Source organism: Pseudomonas sp. HMSC076A11 (assembly GCF_001810205.1).
Lineage (GTDB): Bacteria > Pseudomonadota > Gammaproteobacteria > Pseudomonadales > Pseudomonadaceae > Pseudomonas > Pseudomonas aeruginosa.
Map to the genome: position 1 here is coordinate 156,358 of NZ_KV800287.1, position 17,935 is coordinate 174,292.

Genomic DNA, 17,935 nt, shown 5'->3' on the forward strand with positions numbered 1-17,935 from the left:
TCCGCTTACGGGTAATAGGGCCTAGGCGATCTCGCGCCAATCCAGGCCTGAATGCTGATCGGCCACCTGCAGCCAGCCCGGATCGCACCCAAGGGTGTCGACGAAGGTTTGCCGGGCCAGCTGCGGCGAGTTGTTCTTTTCGCTGAGATGGGCCAGCACCAGGTGCTGCATGCGACCCCAATCCAGCTGCTTCACCAGTTCTGCGGACTGATGGTTGTTCAAGTGCCCTCGCGAACCGCCTACGCGGGCCTTGAGAAAATAGGGATACGGGCCACCGGCAAGCATCGTGCTGTCGTGGTTGGCCTCGACCACCAGAGCATCCACCGCACGATAGCACTCCAGCACCTCGGCCGTGGCCATTCCCAGATCGGTGAGCATGCCGAAGCGCCGCTGCCCATCGGACAGCACGAACTGGGTAGGCTCGCGGGCGTCGTGCGAGACGCCAACCACCTGCACTTCCAGCCCGCGGATCGCCAGGCGCTGGCCGGCCCTCAACAGCTCGGCGGGGTGCACCGGGCGGCGCATGCCGCTCAGGGTACCCGCACTGAGATAGACCGGGATTTGGTAATGCCGCGCCAGCAGTTCGACGCCATGGATGTGATCGGCGTGTTCGTGCGTGACCAGGATCGCGTCCAGCTGCGCGGGGCTCAGCCCCAGGCGCGCCAGACGCTTGATGATTTCACGCAGCGGGAAGCCGCAATCGATCAGTATCCGGGTGTCAGAACTGCTCACCAAGGCCGAATTGCCCCGGCTTCCGCTGCCCAGAACCGCGAACCGCATTGCGCATGCTCTCCTGGAGTTTTTCCAGTACGTTTTGCGCGACATCGGCCGGCGCAGAGGTGTTGATGTCCTTGTCGACGGTGACCTGCACGGCGTCGCTGACGGTGGTCAGGCGGACCTGGTAGCGCTGCGCCTTGGCGTCTTCCTCTTCCTTGGTCTTCTCGCCGCCGCCGAACAGGCGACTGAAGAACCCGGGCTTGTCTTCGTCGGGCTTCTTCGCCCCTTCGGCGATGTTCACGTAGTACACGCCAAGGCTGCGGTTGAGGTCGTCGACGCGGATATCGGCGTTATCCAGGGCACGCCCGACACTGACCCAGGAGCGGTCGAAGTCGGATTGCAAGGTCAGCACCGGGTTGCCGCTGCCGTCCTTGCTCAACTCGAAGGTGCCGGGCGTGTCGTAGATCGAGTTGGCTGCCAGCAGGGAGACCGAGCCGCCCTGCTCGGCGCTGCGCGCCATGCTCGCGACCATCTCGTCGAGCAGCGCCGCGTCGAGGCTCGGCGCCACCGACTTGCTCGGCCAGCTCGGGCTGCTGGTGTCACCGGCGGCGCGGGTCTGGCTGAGCACGTAGACCTCGCTGGTATTGCTTTGCACGCCGGGCTCGATACGCACCCGAACCCGTGCCTGGCCGTCCGGCTCGACACCGCTCACGCGGCTGCTAAGGCGGCGTGCCAGCGGCGCGGAAAGCTGCGACAGCGATTGCCAGTCGGAACTGAACTCGCCGGTCTGCGGGCGCTCGTCGGCGATGCGGAAACCGTTCTCCTCGAAGAACTGCCGGGCCACCGGCCAGACTTCCGCCGGCGGACGCTGGGCCACGACCCAGCGGCTATCACCGCTGCGCTGCAGGCTGTAGTCGCTGATGTCGCCGGCGTTGGCCAGCGGCTGCGGACGCGGAACCTCGTACTCACCCTCTTTTTCGTGGGTGGTGGCGACGTTCAGCGGAATCGGCAGCAGCGGATCGAGCGGCTTGCTGTGCACCCCTTCGGGCAATTGCATGGGAGGCGTTTCGCGGGCGCCGAGGTAGTCGTCACCGCGGTCGCGGAAATAGCCCTCCGGCCCCCACAGCCAGCCGCAGCCGGAAGTGTTGCCGATAACCAGGGCGAGGGCGGTCAGTCCAGCCAGTCGCTTCATTGCGTGGAGCTCCTTGATCAAGCCAATACGCCGGTCTGGCGCATGGCCTGACGCAGCGGCTCGTGGCAACGCGGGCTGAGCCAGGTCAGGGGCAGGCGGATGCCCTCGGGGATCAGACCCATCTCATGCAGGGCCCACTTCACCGGAATGGGGTTGGATTCGATGAACAGCGCCTTGTGCAGCGGCATCAGGCGATCGTTGATGGCGCGCGCGGCTGCGGCGTCGCCGCGCATGGCGGCGGCGCACAGGTCGCTCATGGCGCGCGGCGCGACGTTGGCGGTCACGGAGATGTTGCCCTTGCCACCCAGCAGCATCAGCTCGACGGCCGTGGCGTCGTCGCCGGAATAGACGAGGAAGTCCTTGCCGACGCGCTCGATGACTTCCTTGGCGCGTTGCAGGTCGCCGGTGGCCTCCTTGATGCCGATGATGTTCGGCACCTTGGACAGGCGCTCGACGGTCTCCGGAAGCATGTCGCAGGAGGTGCGGCCCGGTACGTTGTAGAGGATCTGCGGGATCGCAACGGCTTCGGCGATATGGCGGAAGTGCTGGTACATGCCTTCCTGGGTCGGCTTGTTGTAGTACGGCGTCACCAGCAGGCAGGCGTCGGCGCCGCCGCTTTTCGCGGCCTCGGTCAGCGCCACCGCCTCGCGGGTGGAGTTGGCGCCGGTGCCGGCGATCACCGGGATGCGGCCCTTGACCTGGTCGACCACGCGACGGATCACCTGGATGTGCTCTTCCACGTCCAGCGTGGCCGATTCACCGGTGGTGCCGACGGCGACGATGGCGTTGGTGCCTTCCTGCAAGTGGAAGTCCACCAGCTTGGCGAGGCTGTCCCAGTCCAGTCGACCCTGAGCATCGAAGGGGGTGACCAGTGCCACCATACTGCCCGCAATCATGCAACCGCTCCTGCCGCGAAATTAAAGCGGTAATGGTACTGTCGGCGGCAGGCCTTGCACAAGACGAGCGCCACCTCGTCGGAAGCCGCTGACAGGCGGCAGACGTTTCCCTCGGCGGCGCTTTTCGCTACCCTTCCCGCTTTAGGTACGGCCCGTGCCGCCAGCGTATTCCAGGAAAGTTGAATGTCCACCAGCCAACCCCGCGAACAATTCCTTCTGATCAGCGCCCTCGGCCCCAATCCGATGGAGCTGACCACCCTGCTCTGCCGCGCCTGCGTCGAGAGCCGCTGCGCCGTGGTCAGCAGCCGCCTGACCCGCCACGGAGAGTTCAGCGCCCTGGTGCTGCAGATCTCCGGAAGCTGGGATGCCCTCGCCCGCCTCGAGGGCAGCCTGCCGGCCCTCACCAAGCGCGGCGACATCACCCTCAGCATGACCCGCAGCAACGCCCACGTGACCCGCGCCCAGGCGTTGCCTTACGTGGCCTATGTCAGCGCGGTGTATCGCCCGGACATCCTCAACGAACTCTGCCAGTTCTTCATCGACCACAACATCGAGCTGGAGAACCTGACCTGCGACACCTACCAGGCGCCGCACACCAACACCACCATGCTCAACGCCACGATTACCGTGACGCTGCCCGCCGGCACCCAGATCAGTTGGCTGCGCGACCAGTTCCTGGACTTCGCCGACGCCCTGAACCTGGATGCCCTGATCGAACCCTGGCGCCCCCAACACCCCTGAGGAGCCGAGCCATGCCGGTCGCAATCGACAAACCCGTACCCGACTTCACCGCCCCCGCAACCAGCGGCAAGGAGGTGACCCTGTCCGCGCTGAAGGGCAAGCAGGTCGTCCTGTACTTCTACCCGAAGGACAGCACCCCCGGTTGCACCACCGAGGGCCAGGGCTTCCGCGACCAGTACGCGGCGTTCCAGAAGGCCAATACCGAGGTCTTCGGCATCTCCCGCGACGGCCTGAAGTCCCACGAGAACTTCAAGTGCAAACAGGAATTCCCCTTCGAGCTGATCAGCGACAAGGATGAAGCGGTCTGCCAGCTGTTCGACGTGATCAAGCTGAAGAAGCTCTACGGCAAGGAATACATGGGCGTCGACCGCAGCACCTTCCTGATCGACAGGGACGGCGTACTGCGCCAGGAGTGGCGCGGCGTGAAGGTGCCCGGGCATGTCGACGCGGTTCTCGCCGCCGCCCAGGCGCTCAACGGCGCCTGAGCCCCGCCCCGAAAAAAAGGCCGCATCCGCGGCCTTTTTCATTTTTCATGCGGCCGATGCTATCGCGTGGCTGCCGGAGTCTCGGGAAGGTCCTTGGGCCAGGCATCCAGCACCGCTTTCACCAGGGTCGCCAGGGGGATCGCGAAGAACACGCCCCAGAAGCCCCAGAGCCCGCCGAACAGCAACACCGCGCAGATGATCGCCACCGGGTGCAGGTTCACCGCCTCGGAGAACAGCAGCGGCACCAGCACGTTGCCATCCAGCGCCTGGATGATCGCGTGGGCCACCATCAGGTAGATGAACTGGTCGCTCCAGCCCCACTGGAAGAAGGCGATCATCGCCACCGGTACGCTCACCACCACCGCGCCGATGTACGGCACCACCACCGACAGGCCGACCAGCAGGGCCAGCAGCGCTGCGTAGTTGAGCCCCAGGTAGGCGAAGGCGATGTAGGTCACCGCGCCGGTAATGACGATCTCGATGACCTTGCCGCGAATGTAATTGGCGATCTGCTGGTTCATCTCGGCCCAGACCTGTTTCATCAGCCCACGCTCGCGCGGCAGGTAGCGGTGGAACCAGGTATGGAAGCGCTTCTTGTCCTTGAGGAAGAAGAACACCAGGATCGGCACCAGCACCAGGTAGATCATGACGTTCACCACCACCGGCAGGCTGGCCAGCGACGAGGTCAGCGCCCACTGGCCGATCTGGCCGAATTCGCCGCGCGCGGTCTCGATGGCCTTGAGCACCTGCTCCTCGCTGATCAGGCTGGGATAGCGCTCGGGCAGCATCAGCAGCACGCTCTGCCATTCGCCGAGCATCCGCGGCAGTTCGTTGAACAGGGTGAACAATTGCTGCCAGAGCAGCGGCAGCAGGACCACCAGGAACAGCGCCAGCAAGCCGAGGAACAGGCTGTAGACCAGCCACACGGCGAACAGGTGCGGCACCCGGAAGCGTTCCAGCATGCCGACCACGCCCTGGATCAGGAAGGCGATCACCATCGCCGCCAGTACCGGCGCGAGCATCCCGCCGAAGGCGAGGATGACGCTGAAGCCGAGCACCAGCATGATCGCCAGCACCACTGCCTCCTCGTCGGAGAAGTAGCGCTGCATCCAGTCGCGTAACACCTTGATCATCGGAAATCCTGAATCGGAACGGCGAAGGCTCCGCTAACGCTTGCGCAGCCAGTATCGATAGACGCCTTCGGCGGCCTCTTCGCGCAGCAGTTCATGGCCGGCGAGCTGGGCGAAGGCCCGGAAGTCTCGCTGCGACCCGGCATCGGTGGCGATCACCTTGAGCACCCCGCCGCTGGGCAGGCGGTTCAGCTCCAGCTTGGCCTTTAGCAGGGGCAGCGGACAATTGAGACCACTGGCATCCAGCTCCGCGTCACATACCAGGGGGGATGAATCGTTATCCGTCATGACAGCCTCTCCCGAAGGGCCGACAAGCATACCCAAGCCTATCCGCCGCTGGCCAGTTGAAACGGCGCTCGAAGTCCAACAGCTTCGGGGTCTCGGGCAGATACCTAGGCAGTGCCGATAACCAACGGCTAAAGTAAGGCCTTTGCCAACCTGAGCCTCCTGCATGAATGTACTGCGCCCTGCCCTGTTGACGCTCGCCTGCATGCTCGCTTCGCCGGTCATGTCGGACGATCTGCCCTCCCTGGGCGACGCATCTTCCTCGATCGTTTCGCCGGAGCAGGAGTTCCAGCTGGGCCGCGCCTGGCTGAGCATGCTGCGCAACCAGGTCGATGCGATCTCCGACCCGCAGCTCAAGGACTTCGTCGAAAGCAGCGTCTACCGGCTGGCCGAAACCAGCGACCTGCAGGACCACCGGCTGGCCTTCATCCTCATCCGCGACGCACAGATCAACGCCTTCGCCGCGCCCGGCGGCGTGATCGGGGTCAACGGCGGGCTACTGCTCAACGCCCAGACCGAAGGCGAGTATGCCGCGGTGCTGGCCCACGAACTCGGCCACCTGATCCAGCGCCACTTCGCCCGCGGCATCGAGGCACAGCAGCGCATGCAACTGCCGGTGATGGCAGCGATGCTCGCCGGCATCGTCGCCGCGGCCGCCGGCGCAGGGGATGCGGGTATCGCGGCGATCGCCGGGACCCAGGCGGCGGCGATCCAGAACCAGTTGCGCTTTTCCCGGCAGAACGAGCAGGAAGCCGACCGCGTCGGCGTCACCAACATGGTTCGCGCCGGTTACGATCCGCGCTCGATGCCGAACATGTTCGAGCGCCTGGCGCGGCAGTATCGCTACGACGGCAAGCCGCCGGAGTTCCTCCTCACCCACCCGGTCACCGAATCGCGTATCGCCGACACCCGCAACCGCGCCGAACAGTATCCCCAGGGCGGCAAGGAAGACAGCCTGCGCTACCAGCAGATGCGCGCGCGCACCCAGTTGCTCTTCGAGGAAACCCCGGGGATGGCCGGCAAGCGCTTCCGCGCCATGCTCAACGACAATCCCAAGCTGGATGCCGCGCGCTACGGACTGGCCATCTCGCAGACGCGCATCGGCCAGCTCAACGATGCCCGTGACAACCTCAGGCAATTGCTGGCGAAGGCACCCAACGACGTGGCCTACAACCTGGCCCAGGTCGAGCTGGACATCACCGCCAACCGCCTGCCGGATGCCGACCAGCGGTTGAAGAAGATGCTCGCCCAGTTCCCCAGCAGCTACCCGCTGAAACAGGTGCGCGCCGACCTGATGCTGAAGATGAGCAAGCCGCAGGAATCGGAGAAGATCCTCGACGACCTGAGCAAGGCGCGGCCGCTGGACCCGGATGTCTGGAACCGCCTGGCCGAGGTGCGCAGCCTGACCAACAACGCCATCGGCGTGCACCAGGCCCGGGCCGAGTACCTGTCTCTGACCGGCGACTACCAGGCCGCCATCGAGCAGCTCGATTTCGCCAAGCGCCGCGCTGGCGGCAACTTCCAACTGGCTGCGCGACTCGACGCCCGCCAGCAGGAAATTCGCCAGCAGGAAAAGATGGTCAAGGAAATGTTCCGCTGAACGGCGTATCCGAGGAAAAACGCCCGGCGATGCTCGTCGAAACAGGGGGTTGGGCGAACAACCGCACCGCGCTTACTCGCCCTACGCAGCGGGATGCCCTCGCCAGGTTCAGGCGTTCCCGGCCTGGCGCAGGCGCGCGGCCTGGGTGAAGTCGAGCATGCGCTTGAGCGGACGGACCGCCCGCGGGATCAACGCCGGGTCGACGAAGATTTCCCCGCTGCCCTCGCGCAGGCAGGCCAGGGTCCGCTCGAGCGTGTTCATCGCCATCCACGGGCAGTGCGCGCAACTGCGGCAGGCGGCGCCGTTGCCGGCGGTGGGGGCCTCGATGAAATCCTTTTCCGGGCACAGCTGCTGCATCTTGTAGAAGATGCCGCGATCGGTGGCGACGATGAAGGTCTTGTTCGGCAGGGTCTGCGCGGCCTTGATCAACTGGCTGGTCGAGCCCACGGCATCGGCCAGCGCGACCACGCTTTCCGGCGATTCGGGGTGGACCAGGATGGCGGCGTCCGGGTAGAGCGCCTTCATGTCTTCCAGCTGCTTGGCCTTGAACTCCTCGTGGACGATGCAGGCGCCGTCCCAGAGCAGCATGTCGGCCCCCGTCTCGCGCTGGATGTAGCGTCCCAGGTGCTGGTCCGGTGCCCAGAGGATAGGCTCGCCGTTGTCCATCAGGTGTTCGACGATCTCCACCGCGCAACTGGAGGTCACGACCCAGTCGGCGCGTGCCTTCACCGCCGCGGAGGTGTTCGCATAGACCACCACGGTCCGTTCCGGGTGCTGGTCGCAGAATGCCGAGAATTCATCCACCGGGCAGCCCAGGTCGAGCGAGCAGGTCGCTTCGAGGGTCGGCATCAGCACGCGCTTCTCAGGGTTGAGGATCTTCGCCGTCTCGCCCATGAAGCGCACCCCAGCCACGACCACCGTCTGCGCCGGATGCTGGTTGCCGAAACGGGCCATCTCCAGCGAATCGGATACGCAACCGCCGGTCTCCTCGGCCAACGCCTGGATCACCGGATCGCAGTAGTAATGCGCCACCAGTACCGCGTTCTGCGCCTTCAGTTCGGCCGCGATCGCCGCGCGATGCTCGGCGCTCTCCTGCTCGCTCAACACGCGGGGTTGCTTGGCGGCCAGGTGGGCCTGGACCAGGAGTCGTTCGGAAATGTGCGTCATAGTCGCTACACCTGAAGGCGCAACAGCGCGTCTCTCGATTTTATACCCGGCGGCAGGCTGGACCGCCGGGAGCTGACGATTGCAGGTTTCGGGCACGGCACCCGCGACACCCTCGAGCGAAGCTCGGGGTATCCGCCTGCAAGGCCGCGGATTCTAACCGCATAGGTCGCGCCAGGGCCATCCCGGCGTCCGTACCGGCCTGGCCGGTGGCTACGCTAACAAAAGACATAGGTTTCGGTCGTTAGACCTACGCGACATAATTTTTTCGTTTCTTAGAACCGTCCCTAGCTCGGCTCGCTCCACGACCGAACACGACATGCCGGCATGCCAGCGTTAATACTTTGGTATTAGGCCCTTGGTATTAGCGTTAAATAACCGGTAAATATCCGGATTTTCTTTTCGTCGAATTTACGAGCAATATGAAACATATTTCGTTGAAATAAGCTCTTCTTTCACATAATTATAAAAATATCCTGAAACAGAGCCGTCATCCCTCACCTCCAAAACGACGACTCCCCGTGCCGTGCGCCCGCCGCGCAGAAAGCGAGCCGGCGGCCGATTCCACCCTCGCACGCCAGCCCTTGCGCTTCACTGACCGACGGGAGGTTTCCCCGATGAAAACGTCATCCAGAAGACAAGTTGAAACACTCGGGCGCTATCTATCGAGTCCTCGACGCTTCTTCCACAGTAGCGGCAACCTGACCCGATCAAGGGAAGCGGCACACGCCACCCAATAAAAGGAATAAGGGATGCCTATTCATAACCTGAATCACGTGAACATGTTCCTCCAGGTCATCGCCTCCGGTTCGATTTCCTCCGCTGCGCGGATCCTGCGCAAGTCGCACACCGCGGTCAGCTAGGCGGTCAGCAACCTGGAAATCGACCTGTGCGTGGAGCTGGTCCGTCGGGACGGCTACAAGGTCGAACCCACCGAGCAGGCGCTTCGCCTGATCCCTTACATGCGCAGCCTGCTGAACTACCAGCAGCTGATCGGCGACATCGCCTTCAATCTCAACAAGGGTCCGCGCAATCTCCGGGTGCTGCTGGACACCGCCATCCCGCCGTCGTTCTGCGATACGGTGAGCAGCGTACTGCTCGACGATTTCAACATGGTCAGCCTGATACGCACCTCGCCCGCCGATAGCCTGGCGACGATCAAGCAGGACAACGCGGAAATCGATATCGCCATCACCATCGACGAGGAACTGAAGATCTCCCGCTTCAACCAGTGCGTGCTCGGCTACACCAAGGCGTTCGTCGTCGCCCATCCGCAGCACCCGTTGTGCAATGCCTCCCTGCACAGCATCGCGAGCCTGGCCAATTACCGGCAGATCAGCCTCGGCAGCCGCTCCGGGCAGCATTCGAACCTGCTGCGGCCGGTCAGCGACAAGGTGCTCTTCGTGGAAAACTTCGACGACATGCTGCGTCTGGTGGAAGCCGGCGTCGGATGGGGCATCGCGCCGCATTATTTCGTCGAGGAACGCCTGCGCAACGGTACCCTGGCAGTCCTCAGCGAACTCTACGAACCGGGCGGCATCGACACCAAGGTGTATTGCTACTACAACACCGCGCTGGAATCCGAGCGCAGCTTCCTGCGCTTTCTCGAAAGCGCCCGCCAGCGCCTGCGCGAACTCGGCCGCCAGCGTTTCGACGATGCGCCGGCCTGGCAACCGAGCATCGTCGAAACGGCGCAGCGCCGCTCAGGCCCGAAGGCGCTCGCGTACCGCCAGCGCGCCGCACCAGAGTAGAGCGTTCTCCAGCAGACGCTGGCCGTGGGTGGTGAGAATCGACTCGGGATGGAACTGCAAGCCCAGCTGTCGATTGCGCGGATCGGCCATCGCCATGATCTCGCCATCGGCATCGGCCAGGCAGTCGAAACCTTCCGGCAGGCGACTGACCACCAGCGAGTGGTAGCGCGCGACGCGCAGGTCAGCGATGCCGTCGAACAGCGGGTGACGCTGATCGAAACGCAGGGACGTGCTCTTGCCGTGCAGCGGCTTCCTCGCCTCGCCCACCGCGCCACCGGCGGCCAGCGCCAGCGCCTGGTGGCCGAGGCAGACGCCGAGCACCGGCAAGCGCCCGCGGGCCCAGGCGAGCAATTCCAGCATGCAGCCGGCGTCTTCCGGCCGACCGGGCCCCGGCGACAGCACCAGCAGTTCGCAACCGTCGGCCAGCAATGCCGCCTGGATCGTCGGCAACGGCGTATCGTTGCGCATCACCCGGACCTCCGCGCCGAGCAGGCAGAACTGCTCGACCAGGTTGTAGGTGAAGGAATCGAAGTTATCCAACAGCGTGATGCGCATCGCGCTCTCCCCTTTCGCGTTCGGCAGCGGCCACGGCGGTCAGCACCGCCAGCGCCTTGTTGCGGGTTTCCTCGGCCTCCAGCCGTGGATCCGAATCCAGCACCACGCCGGCGCCTGCCCGGACCCGGGCGATACCTTCGCGGACCTCGGCGGAGCGGATGACGATGCTGGTATCGAGGTTGCCGGCGCTGTCGAGAATGCCGATCGCGCCACCGTAGCTGCCGCGATAGCCATCCTCGTACTGCCGCAGCAACTGCATGGCACGGACCTTCGGCGCACCGACCAGGGTGCCCATGTTCAGGCAGGCACGGTAGGCATGCAGCGCATCCAGTTCGCCATGCAGTTCGCCAGCCACGCGCGAGACCAGGTGCATCACGTGGCTGTAGCGATCGACCTTGAGCATGTCGCGCACCTGCCGCGTACCGCTGCGGCAGACCCGCGCCAGATCGTTGCGCGCCAGGTCGACCAGCATCATGTGCTCGGCGACCTCCTTGGCGTCCAGGCGCAACTCCGCTTCCAGGCGATTGTCCAGTTCCGCATCGATGGCGCCCCGGGCATCGCGTCCGCGCGGGCGGGTGCCGGCGATGGGATAGAGTTCCACCTCGCGACTCTCCGCGTCGTACTTCAATGCCGACTCCGGCGAAGCGCCGAACAGGCAGAAGTCCCCCGCATCGAGGAAGAAGCGGTACGGGCTGGGGTTGCGCAGGCACAACTGGCGATAGGCCCGCCAGGGGTCCGCACACGGCATGCTGAAGCTGCGCGACGGTACGATCTGGAACACGTCGCCGGCCCTCACGTGGGCCTGCAGGCGCTCTACCTGGCGGGCAAAGCTCGCATCGTCCAGGTCGACCTGGTAGTTGCCGGCCCGTACGCCTGCCACCGGCGACTCGGAAACCTCCTCCACGGCGCCATGGAATTCGTCGGCACACTGGCGCAGGCTGGCGGCCAACCGGTCGTGCCCGGCCGGATCGTGGACGAACGCCTGCAGCGAAGTCCGGCGCGCCAGGTGATCGATGTCCAGCAGCAACTCCGGCACCAGGAACAGGTAGTCCGGGCAATGCCGCGCAGGTTCGGCCGGCGCCGGCAAGGGTTCGAACTGCTCGGCCAGGTCGAAGCTGAACAAGCCGCCCAGCAGCGCGGGCCCCTCCGCGTCGCCCAGCGTTCCGAGCACGCGGCGCAGCGCCTCCAGGCTGGACAGGCCATGCAGGCGTCGCCACTCGTCCGCATGCGACTCTTCCTGGGGGAAGCGCCAGTGCAGGGTGTCGCCGTCACGCAAGCAGGTGACCTGGGCCGGACAGGCCTCGCTCAATGGCGCCAGCAAGGCACGTCCGTTGGAGTTCAACGCCCGCAGCACCACATCGCGCCCCCAGCACTCGATGCGCAGGCAGCTGGAAAGGATCGCCACGCTACGCCGCGCAGCCTTGCTGTCCACGTCGAAGCAGTCGAACAGCATCCGGTTGGCGCCGGCCATGCGCCAGATCGACAGCGCCTCCGGCACCAGCGTGCGGTACTCCAGACTTTCTTCCAGTCGATAGCCAACCCCGCTCACGAGCCACCTCCTCGCGCCCATGGGCGACTGGCCTGCGCGACGCTAGCGCGCAACGGCATGTTCATCATCGATAACCCCCCTTTTCCCCCAATTGCGACCGCTGCCGTCGGCGGCGATCGCCGCAATGGATGTCCCGTGTCAGTCCAGAGGCAGCGCCTGGCGGGAGAGAATCTCCAGCATCCGGCGCATGCTCCCCAGGTGCAGTTCGCCGGGCAGGAAGTCGACGCTCTGCCCACCCCAGGCGCGGTGCAGCTCCTCGCTCAGTTCGTCGAGGGATTCGCCCATGGACTGGCGCCAGAGCAACCGCCGGCACAGGCGCAGACACTCGGTATAGGCCGACTCGGCCCCATCCGCGGCCAGCCGCCCCCGCAGCAGGCCGCCGTGTCCCGGGATCAGTTGCAGCAGGGTCGGCAGACGCTGCAGACGTTCCAGGGACTCCAGGTAAGCCTCCATGTCGTCGAACACCAGCGGCCGCCACACCCCCTCTGCCTCGTCGAACTCGCCCAGGGCATCGCCGCAGAACAGGCGTCGGCGTCGCACGTCGTAGAAAACCACGTGATCGTCGCTGTGGCCGTGGGCCTCTATGACCTGCAGGCGATGCCGCGGTCCCAGCTCCAGCCACTCGCCGTCGGCCACCGCGCGAACCGGCAGAGCGTCCCAGGCACAGGCCTCGGGCAACCGCTGCTCCGCACGCAACAGTTGCCGGTTCAAGCGCTCGACCACCCGCACCGCGCTTTCCGACTTCCAGGCCTGGCAGGTCCGCTCGGACGCCAGGACCTGTACGTTCGGCAGCCGCGGACACAGGTAGGGCAGCAGGCCGCAGTGGTCGTAGTGCTTGTGGGTGATCAGCCAGTAGTGCACCTGGGACGGGTCGGCGACCCAGCGGCACAGGTCCGCCCAAACCAATTCGGCATCCCGGCTGATCCCTCCTTCAACCAGCGCCCAGCTCGCCTCACCGAGACGCAGCAGGAACACCGGCACCTGGACGTCCCCCAACAGGCACAGGTCATCATCCAGTTGACCGGGAGCCGAAAGCCTCAACATGGCCGGTTCACCTCCTCAGGTTTGCGGTACAGCGCCGCGCCCCAGGTCGCGCCGGAGCCGTAGGTCAGGACCAGCACCCGCTGTCCCGGCTGGATGTCCGGCCAGAACATCGCCAGCGTGACCGGGGTCGAGGCCGAAGCCATGTTGCCCAGACGATCCACGGTCACCGCGAACTTGTGCTGGGGAATGCCCAGTTGCTCCTGCACCGCATCGAGGATGCGCAGGTTCGGTTGATGGCAGATCACATGGTCGATGTCGTCCAGGGTCAGCTCATGGGCCGCGAGCATTTCGCCGGCGATCCGTACCAGGGTCTGGCTGGCATGCTCGAACATCGGCCGGCCGCGCATGAGGAACTCGCCCCCGCCCTCGCGCAGGACATTCTCGTCGAGGAAGGTCGGCGAGGCACTGCCCGGCGCCGCAGTCATCAGCAGGTCGAAGTAGTTGCCGTCGGCGCCCAGGCGCAGGTCCAGCAGGCCGTCGTCGAGGCTCTCGCCGGCGCTGACCACCACTGCGCCGGCACCGTCGCCGAGCAGGATCGACAGGTTGCGGCCGCGGTCCGAACAGTCCATGCGCTTGGACAGCACCTCGCCGCAGACCACCAGGACATGCCGTGCCAGCCCGGCGAGGATCTGCCCGCGAGCCATCTGCAAGCCGTACAGCAACCCGCTGCACTGTGCCCGGATATCCAGCACCGGGATGTGCCGCAGGCCCAGCAGCGGCTGGATCAGGCAGGCCTGGGACGGGTCGTGGTGATCCGGCGACAGGGTGTTCACCAGCAACAGGTCGATGTCCTCCGGCAGCAGCCCGGCAGCCTCGATGGCCTGGCGCGCCGCCGGCACCATCAGCGCGCTGACCGCCTGTTCCGGCTCGACGTGATAGCGGGTGCGCACGCCGGTACGTTCGACGATGAACTCGTCCGACGTATTGATGCGCCCTACCAGGTCATGATTGCTGACCTGGCGTTTCGGCAGGCTGAAACCCAGCCCGGCCAGGATCGGATTACCCATGTGCAGCCCTCCTCGGACACCGTGGTTCAACATGGCGATGCCTCAGCACACCAGCACCTCGCCCAATTGCCAGACCTGGGCGGCGAACCCCCAGCCAGTGGCTGCGCCGGCCATGACGATACGATCGCCGGGGCGGATCTTGCCCTCGCGCAGGCCGGTCATCAGGGTGTACGGGATGGAAACGGAGATCATCACGCCGGTATCGCCCATCGTCAGTTGGTACTGCTCAGGACGGGCACCGATGCCCTCGGCCCAGGCCTTGACCAGGAACGGCGCTGGCTGGTGGAAGACGAAATAATCGATGTCATCGCTGCCCAGGCCGGCCTTTTCCAACGCCCGGCGCATCGCGATCGGCACGTTGGTCGGAACGAAGCTGGCCATCTTGTTCTGGCCGTCGCTGAACAACGAGAAATACAGCCGCGGCTTGGCCTCGCCGGTCGGGTTTTCCGGCAGGCGCCAGCGACCGGTGGCCACTTCATAGAACGTGGCGTCGCTGTGTTCGGCCGAAGCCAGCAGATCGCAGCTGTCATCGTCGCCGCGGGTCAGCAGGGCCACCGCGCAGCCATCGGCGAACAGGGTCGAGGTACGCGAGGTGAAGTCGAGCAGGTTGGAGATGTACTCGCTGCACACCACCAGCACTTTCTCGGCCTTACCCTGGCGGATCATGCTCGCTGCCAGGCGCAGGTTGAGCAGGAAGCTGGCGCACTCCATCTGCGAATCCAATGGCAGCGCCCGACTCAGGCCGAGCTGCTTGGACAGCACGTTGGCCATGCGCGGGTAGAGACGTCCGCGCAGGTCCGGCAGGACATCGCCGGCGTCGGTCATGATCGGCGAGGAAGCCGAACAGATCAGCATGTCCACGCTATCCGGCGCGGTATCGCTGCTGCGCAGCAGGCGCTCGGCGGCCCGGACCACCAGGCTGAACTCGTTCTCGCCGTTCCGCGGGTCGAAATAGCCCCGCCGATTGACGCCCCAGAATTGCCACCAGGACTCGCTGAGGTCCGGTACCGCGGCGAACACCGGATCGTCGTTTTCGTAGCTGCGAGCCGGAAGTTCACAGGTGATCGCTGCCAGTTTGACCTTATGCATGAGCTTCTCCCGCCAGTTCCAGGGTCACGCCCTCCACCACCATGCCGAACGGATCGAAGCTGATCAGCAGCAGTTCATCCAGACGGTCGCGCTGTGCCGCGCGCAGTTGCGACGCCAGTTCGAACGGCCCCAGGCAACGACCATCGGGCCGTCCCTGGCCGAACCATTCCTCGCGCACCCAGTTCAGTTGCGGGAAGTCCCCGGCCAGACGGGTGAATCCGGCGCGTACCGCTTCGGGCAATCCAGGTTGGGCCGGCAGGTTGAGGTGTCCCTTGACGTCGCCTACCTGGCGAATATCGGTATTCAGCGGAATGCTCAGCGGCAGCCATTCCTGCGCCGGATCACCGCCCAGCGCACCGCGACGGAACGCGGCCTTGCCGGTCGGCCGGCAGAGCAGCGCCAGGGCGCCGTCGGCAAGGGCGAAGCCGGACTCGCTGTCCACTTCCAATCCCTGGCTGGATTCGCCGCGCACGACCAGGACGTTGCGATAGCCCTGGTCGCTGGCGAGGGTATCGACCACGTAGAGGGCGCGGGCCAGGCTCGAGTCGGTGAGGTCGAAGACATGCGCGCGATTCGCGCCGAGGACCTTCTGCAACGGATGGCCGATCTTCGGCGCCATGATGTCGCGGTTCTCGATCAGATGGTCGGGAGACAGGGCGAGGCCGACGATCAGGTCGATCTCCTCGGGCTTGACCACCGCCTCGTCCAGGGCTTCGCGAACCGCCGGCAGCAAGCGCTGCATCAGCATCTCGTCGCCCTGGGCGCGAGGGCGTTCGCCTCCCAGCGGCCCCTCCAGACACACATAGGATGGGGGCAGGTTCACCCCCACAGCCTGAATCAACATGCCCGTTCCTCCGGAAGGTTGTCGTGATAAAGGGTGTCGGCCAGGTGGCGCAGCTCGGCGCGCGCCAACTTGCCGTTGTCGTTGCGCGGCAAGGCCGGCAGCACATGCAATTGGCTGGGCAGCATGTGCGAGGGAATCTGTTCGGCGAGATGCTGGTCGATGCGCTGCGCCAGCAGGATCTGGTTGTCGTCCAGCGGAGTGGCCAGGGTGACGAACAGGGTCGGACGCAAGCCGTCGTGCAGCCGGCAGGTAGGAACCAGAACCGCCTCGCTCACTTCCGGCAGATGACGGCAGATCGCCTGCTCGACCTGGGTCGGCACCACCCAGCGGCCATTCACCTTGAACAGATCGTCTTCCCGCCCACAGTGACGGTAGGCACCCGACTCGTCGCGCTCGAACAGGTCGCCGGTGCGGTACCAGCCACCTGCGAAGCGCGCCTGCTGCTCTTCGCTGGCCCGCCAGTAACCCGGACTCAGCCCTAGGCCACGCACCAACAGCACGCCTTGCCGGCCCGCTTCCTCGATAGTGTGTCCTTCGCGGTCCACCAGCCGGCACTCATAGCCAGGCAACGGCAGCCCGGTGCTGTCGGCACGCGCCTGGCCCGGGCGGTTGGCGAGGAACACATGGCCGACCTCGGTAGCCCCGATGCCGTCGCAGATCTCCAGCCCGTGCGCGGCCCAGAATTCGAACTCGCCGCGCGGCAGCGGCGAGCCGGCGGAAAACGCCAGGCGCACGCTGCTCAACAGCTCCCTGGCCTGCGGACGCAGCGAGGCATAGATGGCCGGCACCCCAAACAGGACCCGGGGGCGGAAGGCGACCAGGTTCTCCAGAACCCGCTCCGGGCTCGGCCAGGTATCGTCGAGCAGCGCCGAGGCTCCGCTGAACCAGGGAAAGAACAGGCTGTTGCCCATGCCATAGCCGAAGAACATCTTGGGAATCGAATACAGCCGGTCTCCCGCCTGCAATGCCAGCAACTCCGTAGCGAACGCCCGGCAGAAACCGAGCGTGTTGCGCAGGCTGTGCATCACCCCCTTGGGCGCCCCGGTGGAACCCGAGGTGTATTGCAGGAAACAGGCTGCCGCCGGGTCCTGGCGATGGAAGGCACTCCAATCGAGGTCCGCAGGACCGACCAGCGCGTCCAGCGAGAAATCGTCGAGCAAAGGGCGTCCGGCGGCCGCACGCAGGGTCAACGGCGCCAAAGGACCGCTCAGCGACGGTGCATCGGCTTCACGCACCACCAGGCTGGCCTGGCAGTCGGCAGCGATATCGGCCAGGGCCTGCTCGCGGGACTTGGGATTGATCACGGCGGGAATGGCGCCGACCGCGATGCAGGCCAGGAACAGGCAGGCCAGCGAAGGCGAGTCGTTCAACGCCAGCACCACGCGATCGCCGGGCTTGAGCAGGCGGGCCAGTTGGCTGGCCTGGGAGAGAATGTAGGTCCGGCATTGCAGCCGGCTGAGAGTCTGGCCCCGATAGTGATAAACGGCGGTATCGGGATCGAAATCGAGGCGGAACAGAACCTCGGTCAGGTTGGCCAATGTGGACATGACAGAACGTTCCCTCTTCAGCGATATGCATCCGGATCAGGAGATACCTGAGCCAGAGCGCTTGCTTTGTCAGGAACGGGAAACTAGCGGCGCTGGGCGAAGCGCGATATTCGGAGTCCGAACGAAAAAGTTTCGGGGAGAAGAACCACGGGCTTCGTAGGCCGCGGCAATCGGCGCGAACCAAACCGCGAGAAATTTGGCACACCCACCGGGCTGCGCGGGATCCGAGAACGGCAACCAAGCAAGAAGGGCGGCAGCCTTTTTACGCAAGAGCCCATTGGCCAGACAAAAACCGTTACAACCCTTGCTCGAGGCCTCGTCCGAACCCATGAGATGGCA

Annotated in this window: 16 protein-coding genes and 1 pseudogene; 4 read left to right on the forward strand and 13 right to left on the reverse strand. The window is 65.3% G+C overall.

Going from position 1 to position 17,935, the window contains the following annotated elements:
- Positions 1-21 precede the first annotated feature (21 nt).
- The 3 genes from HMPREF2716_RS08345 to dapA are packed head-to-tail and all read right to left on the reverse strand — an operon-like array spanning position 22 to position 2,805.
- Complete coding sequence (locus HMPREF2716_RS08345) at positions 22-780, reverse strand: MBL fold metallo-hydrolase (protein ID WP_003123205.1); 759 nt, start codon at positions 778-780, stop codon at positions 22-24.
- Positions 719-1,909, reverse strand: a complete 1,191-nt coding sequence (gene bamC / locus HMPREF2716_RS08350) for an outer membrane protein assembly factor BamC (RefSeq protein WP_003086271.1) — start codon at positions 1,907-1,909, stop codon at positions 719-721. The genes HMPREF2716_RS08345 and bamC overlap by 62 nt, the downstream gene beginning before the upstream one ends.
- 17 nt (positions 1,910-1,926) lie before the next feature.
- Entirely contained in the window at positions 1,927-2,805 is an 879-nt protein-coding gene (gene dapA, locus HMPREF2716_RS08355; RefSeq protein ID WP_003086270.1) for a 4-hydroxy-tetrahydrodipicolinate synthase, read from the reverse strand.
- Between the two features lie 183 nt (positions 2,806-2,988).
- On the opposite strand from dapA, the gene HMPREF2716_RS08360 reads away from it, so the two are divergent.
- Complete coding sequence (locus HMPREF2716_RS08360; RefSeq protein ID WP_003086267.1) at positions 2,989-3,546, forward strand: glycine cleavage system transcriptional repressor; 558 nt, start codon at positions 2,989-2,991, stop codon at positions 3,544-3,546.
- 11 nt (positions 3,547-3,557) lie between these two features.
- Complete coding sequence (locus tag HMPREF2716_RS08365; RefSeq protein ID WP_003086262.1) at positions 3,558-4,031, forward strand: peroxiredoxin; 474 nt, start codon at positions 3,558-3,560, stop codon at positions 4,029-4,031.
- 59 nt (positions 4,032-4,090) lie between these two features.
- Here the strand turns inward: HMPREF2716_RS08365 and HMPREF2716_RS08370 are convergent, their stop codons facing one another.
- Both HMPREF2716_RS08370 and HMPREF2716_RS08375 read right to left on the reverse strand, forming a co-directional pair.
- Positions 4,091-5,164 carry an AI-2E family transporter gene (locus HMPREF2716_RS08370; protein ID WP_003108615.1) on the reverse strand — a complete coding sequence of 358 codons (1,074 nt, stop codon included), beginning with the start codon at positions 5,162-5,164 and terminating at the stop codon, positions 4,091-4,093.
- Positions 5,165-5,197: 33 nt separating this feature from the next.
- Positions 5,198-5,449 (reverse strand): sulfurtransferase TusA family protein, encoded by a 252-nt coding sequence (locus HMPREF2716_RS08375; protein ID WP_003086258.1) that lies wholly within the window; start codon positions 5,447-5,449, stop codon positions 5,198-5,200.
- A 163-nt stretch (positions 5,450-5,612) separates the two neighbouring features.
- On the opposite strand from HMPREF2716_RS08375, the gene HMPREF2716_RS08380 reads away from it, so the two are divergent.
- Positions 5,613-7,046 (forward strand): tetratricopeptide repeat protein, encoded by a 1,434-nt coding sequence (locus tag HMPREF2716_RS08380; RefSeq protein WP_003086256.1) that lies wholly within the window; start codon positions 5,613-5,615, stop codon positions 7,044-7,046.
- 108 nt (positions 7,047-7,154) lie between these two features.
- On the opposite strand, the gene nadA is transcribed toward HMPREF2716_RS08380, so the two are convergent.
- On the reverse strand, positions 7,155-8,213 hold the full coding sequence (nadA, locus tag HMPREF2716_RS08385) for a quinolinate synthase NadA (protein ID WP_003086254.1): 1,059 nt from the start codon (positions 8,211-8,213) through the stop codon (positions 7,155-7,157).
- A gap of 749 nt (positions 8,214-8,962) precedes the next feature.
- On the opposite strand from nadA, the pseudogene mvfR reads away from it, so the two are divergent.
- Positions 8,963-9,961 (forward strand): annotated as a pseudogene (gene mvfR / locus HMPREF2716_RS08390) (multiple virulence factor transcriptional regulator MvfR).
- Here the strand turns inward: mvfR and phnB are convergent.
- The 7 genes from phnB to pqsA all read right to left on the reverse strand — a co-directional run bounded on the left by phnB (position 9,914) and on the right by pqsA (position 17,596).
- Positions 9,914-10,516: an anthranilate synthase component II gene (phnB, locus tag HMPREF2716_RS08395; RefSeq protein ID WP_003112548.1), complete on the reverse strand. Its 603-nt coding sequence runs from the start codon at positions 10,514-10,516 to the stop codon at positions 9,914-9,916. The pseudogene mvfR and the gene phnB overlap by 48 nt on opposite strands.
- Positions 10,494-12,086 carry an anthranilate synthase component 1 gene (locus tag HMPREF2716_RS08400; protein WP_070621857.1) on the reverse strand — a complete coding sequence of 531 codons (1,593 nt, stop codon included), beginning with the start codon at positions 12,084-12,086 and terminating at the stop codon, positions 10,494-10,496. The genes phnB and HMPREF2716_RS08400 overlap by 23 nt, the downstream gene beginning before the upstream one ends.
- A gap of 117 nt (positions 12,087-12,203) precedes the next feature.
- Positions 12,204-13,109 carry a 2-aminobenzoylacetyl-CoA thioesterase PqsE gene (pqsE, locus tag HMPREF2716_RS08405; protein ID WP_003086247.1) on the reverse strand — a complete coding sequence of 302 codons (906 nt, stop codon included), beginning with the start codon at positions 13,107-13,109 and terminating at the stop codon, positions 12,204-12,206.
- Positions 13,103-14,116 (reverse strand): anthraniloyl-CoA anthraniloyltransferase, encoded by a 1,014-nt coding sequence (gene pqsD, locus HMPREF2716_RS08410; RefSeq protein ID WP_003117014.1) that lies wholly within the window; start codon positions 14,114-14,116, stop codon positions 13,103-13,105. Before pqsD ends, pqsE begins: the two co-directional genes overlap by 7 nt.
- A 42-nt stretch (positions 14,117-14,158) precedes the next feature.
- Entirely contained in the window at positions 14,159-15,205 is a 1,047-nt protein-coding gene (gene pqsC, locus HMPREF2716_RS08415) for a 2-heptyl-4(1H)-quinolone synthase subunit PqsC (protein WP_003108612.1), read from the reverse strand.
- Positions 15,198-16,049, reverse strand: coding sequence for a 2-heptyl-4(1H)-quinolone synthase subunit PqsB (gene pqsB, locus HMPREF2716_RS08420; protein ID WP_003159726.1), 852 nt, complete (start codon positions 16,047-16,049; stop codon positions 15,198-15,200). The genes pqsC and pqsB overlap by 8 nt, the downstream gene beginning before the upstream one ends.
- Positions 16,043-17,596, reverse strand: coding sequence for an anthranilate--CoA ligase (gene pqsA, locus HMPREF2716_RS08425; protein WP_023518464.1), 1,554 nt, complete (start codon positions 17,594-17,596; stop codon positions 16,043-16,045). Before pqsA ends, pqsB begins: the two co-directional genes overlap by 7 nt.
- Positions 17,597-17,935: the final 339 nt, after the last annotated feature.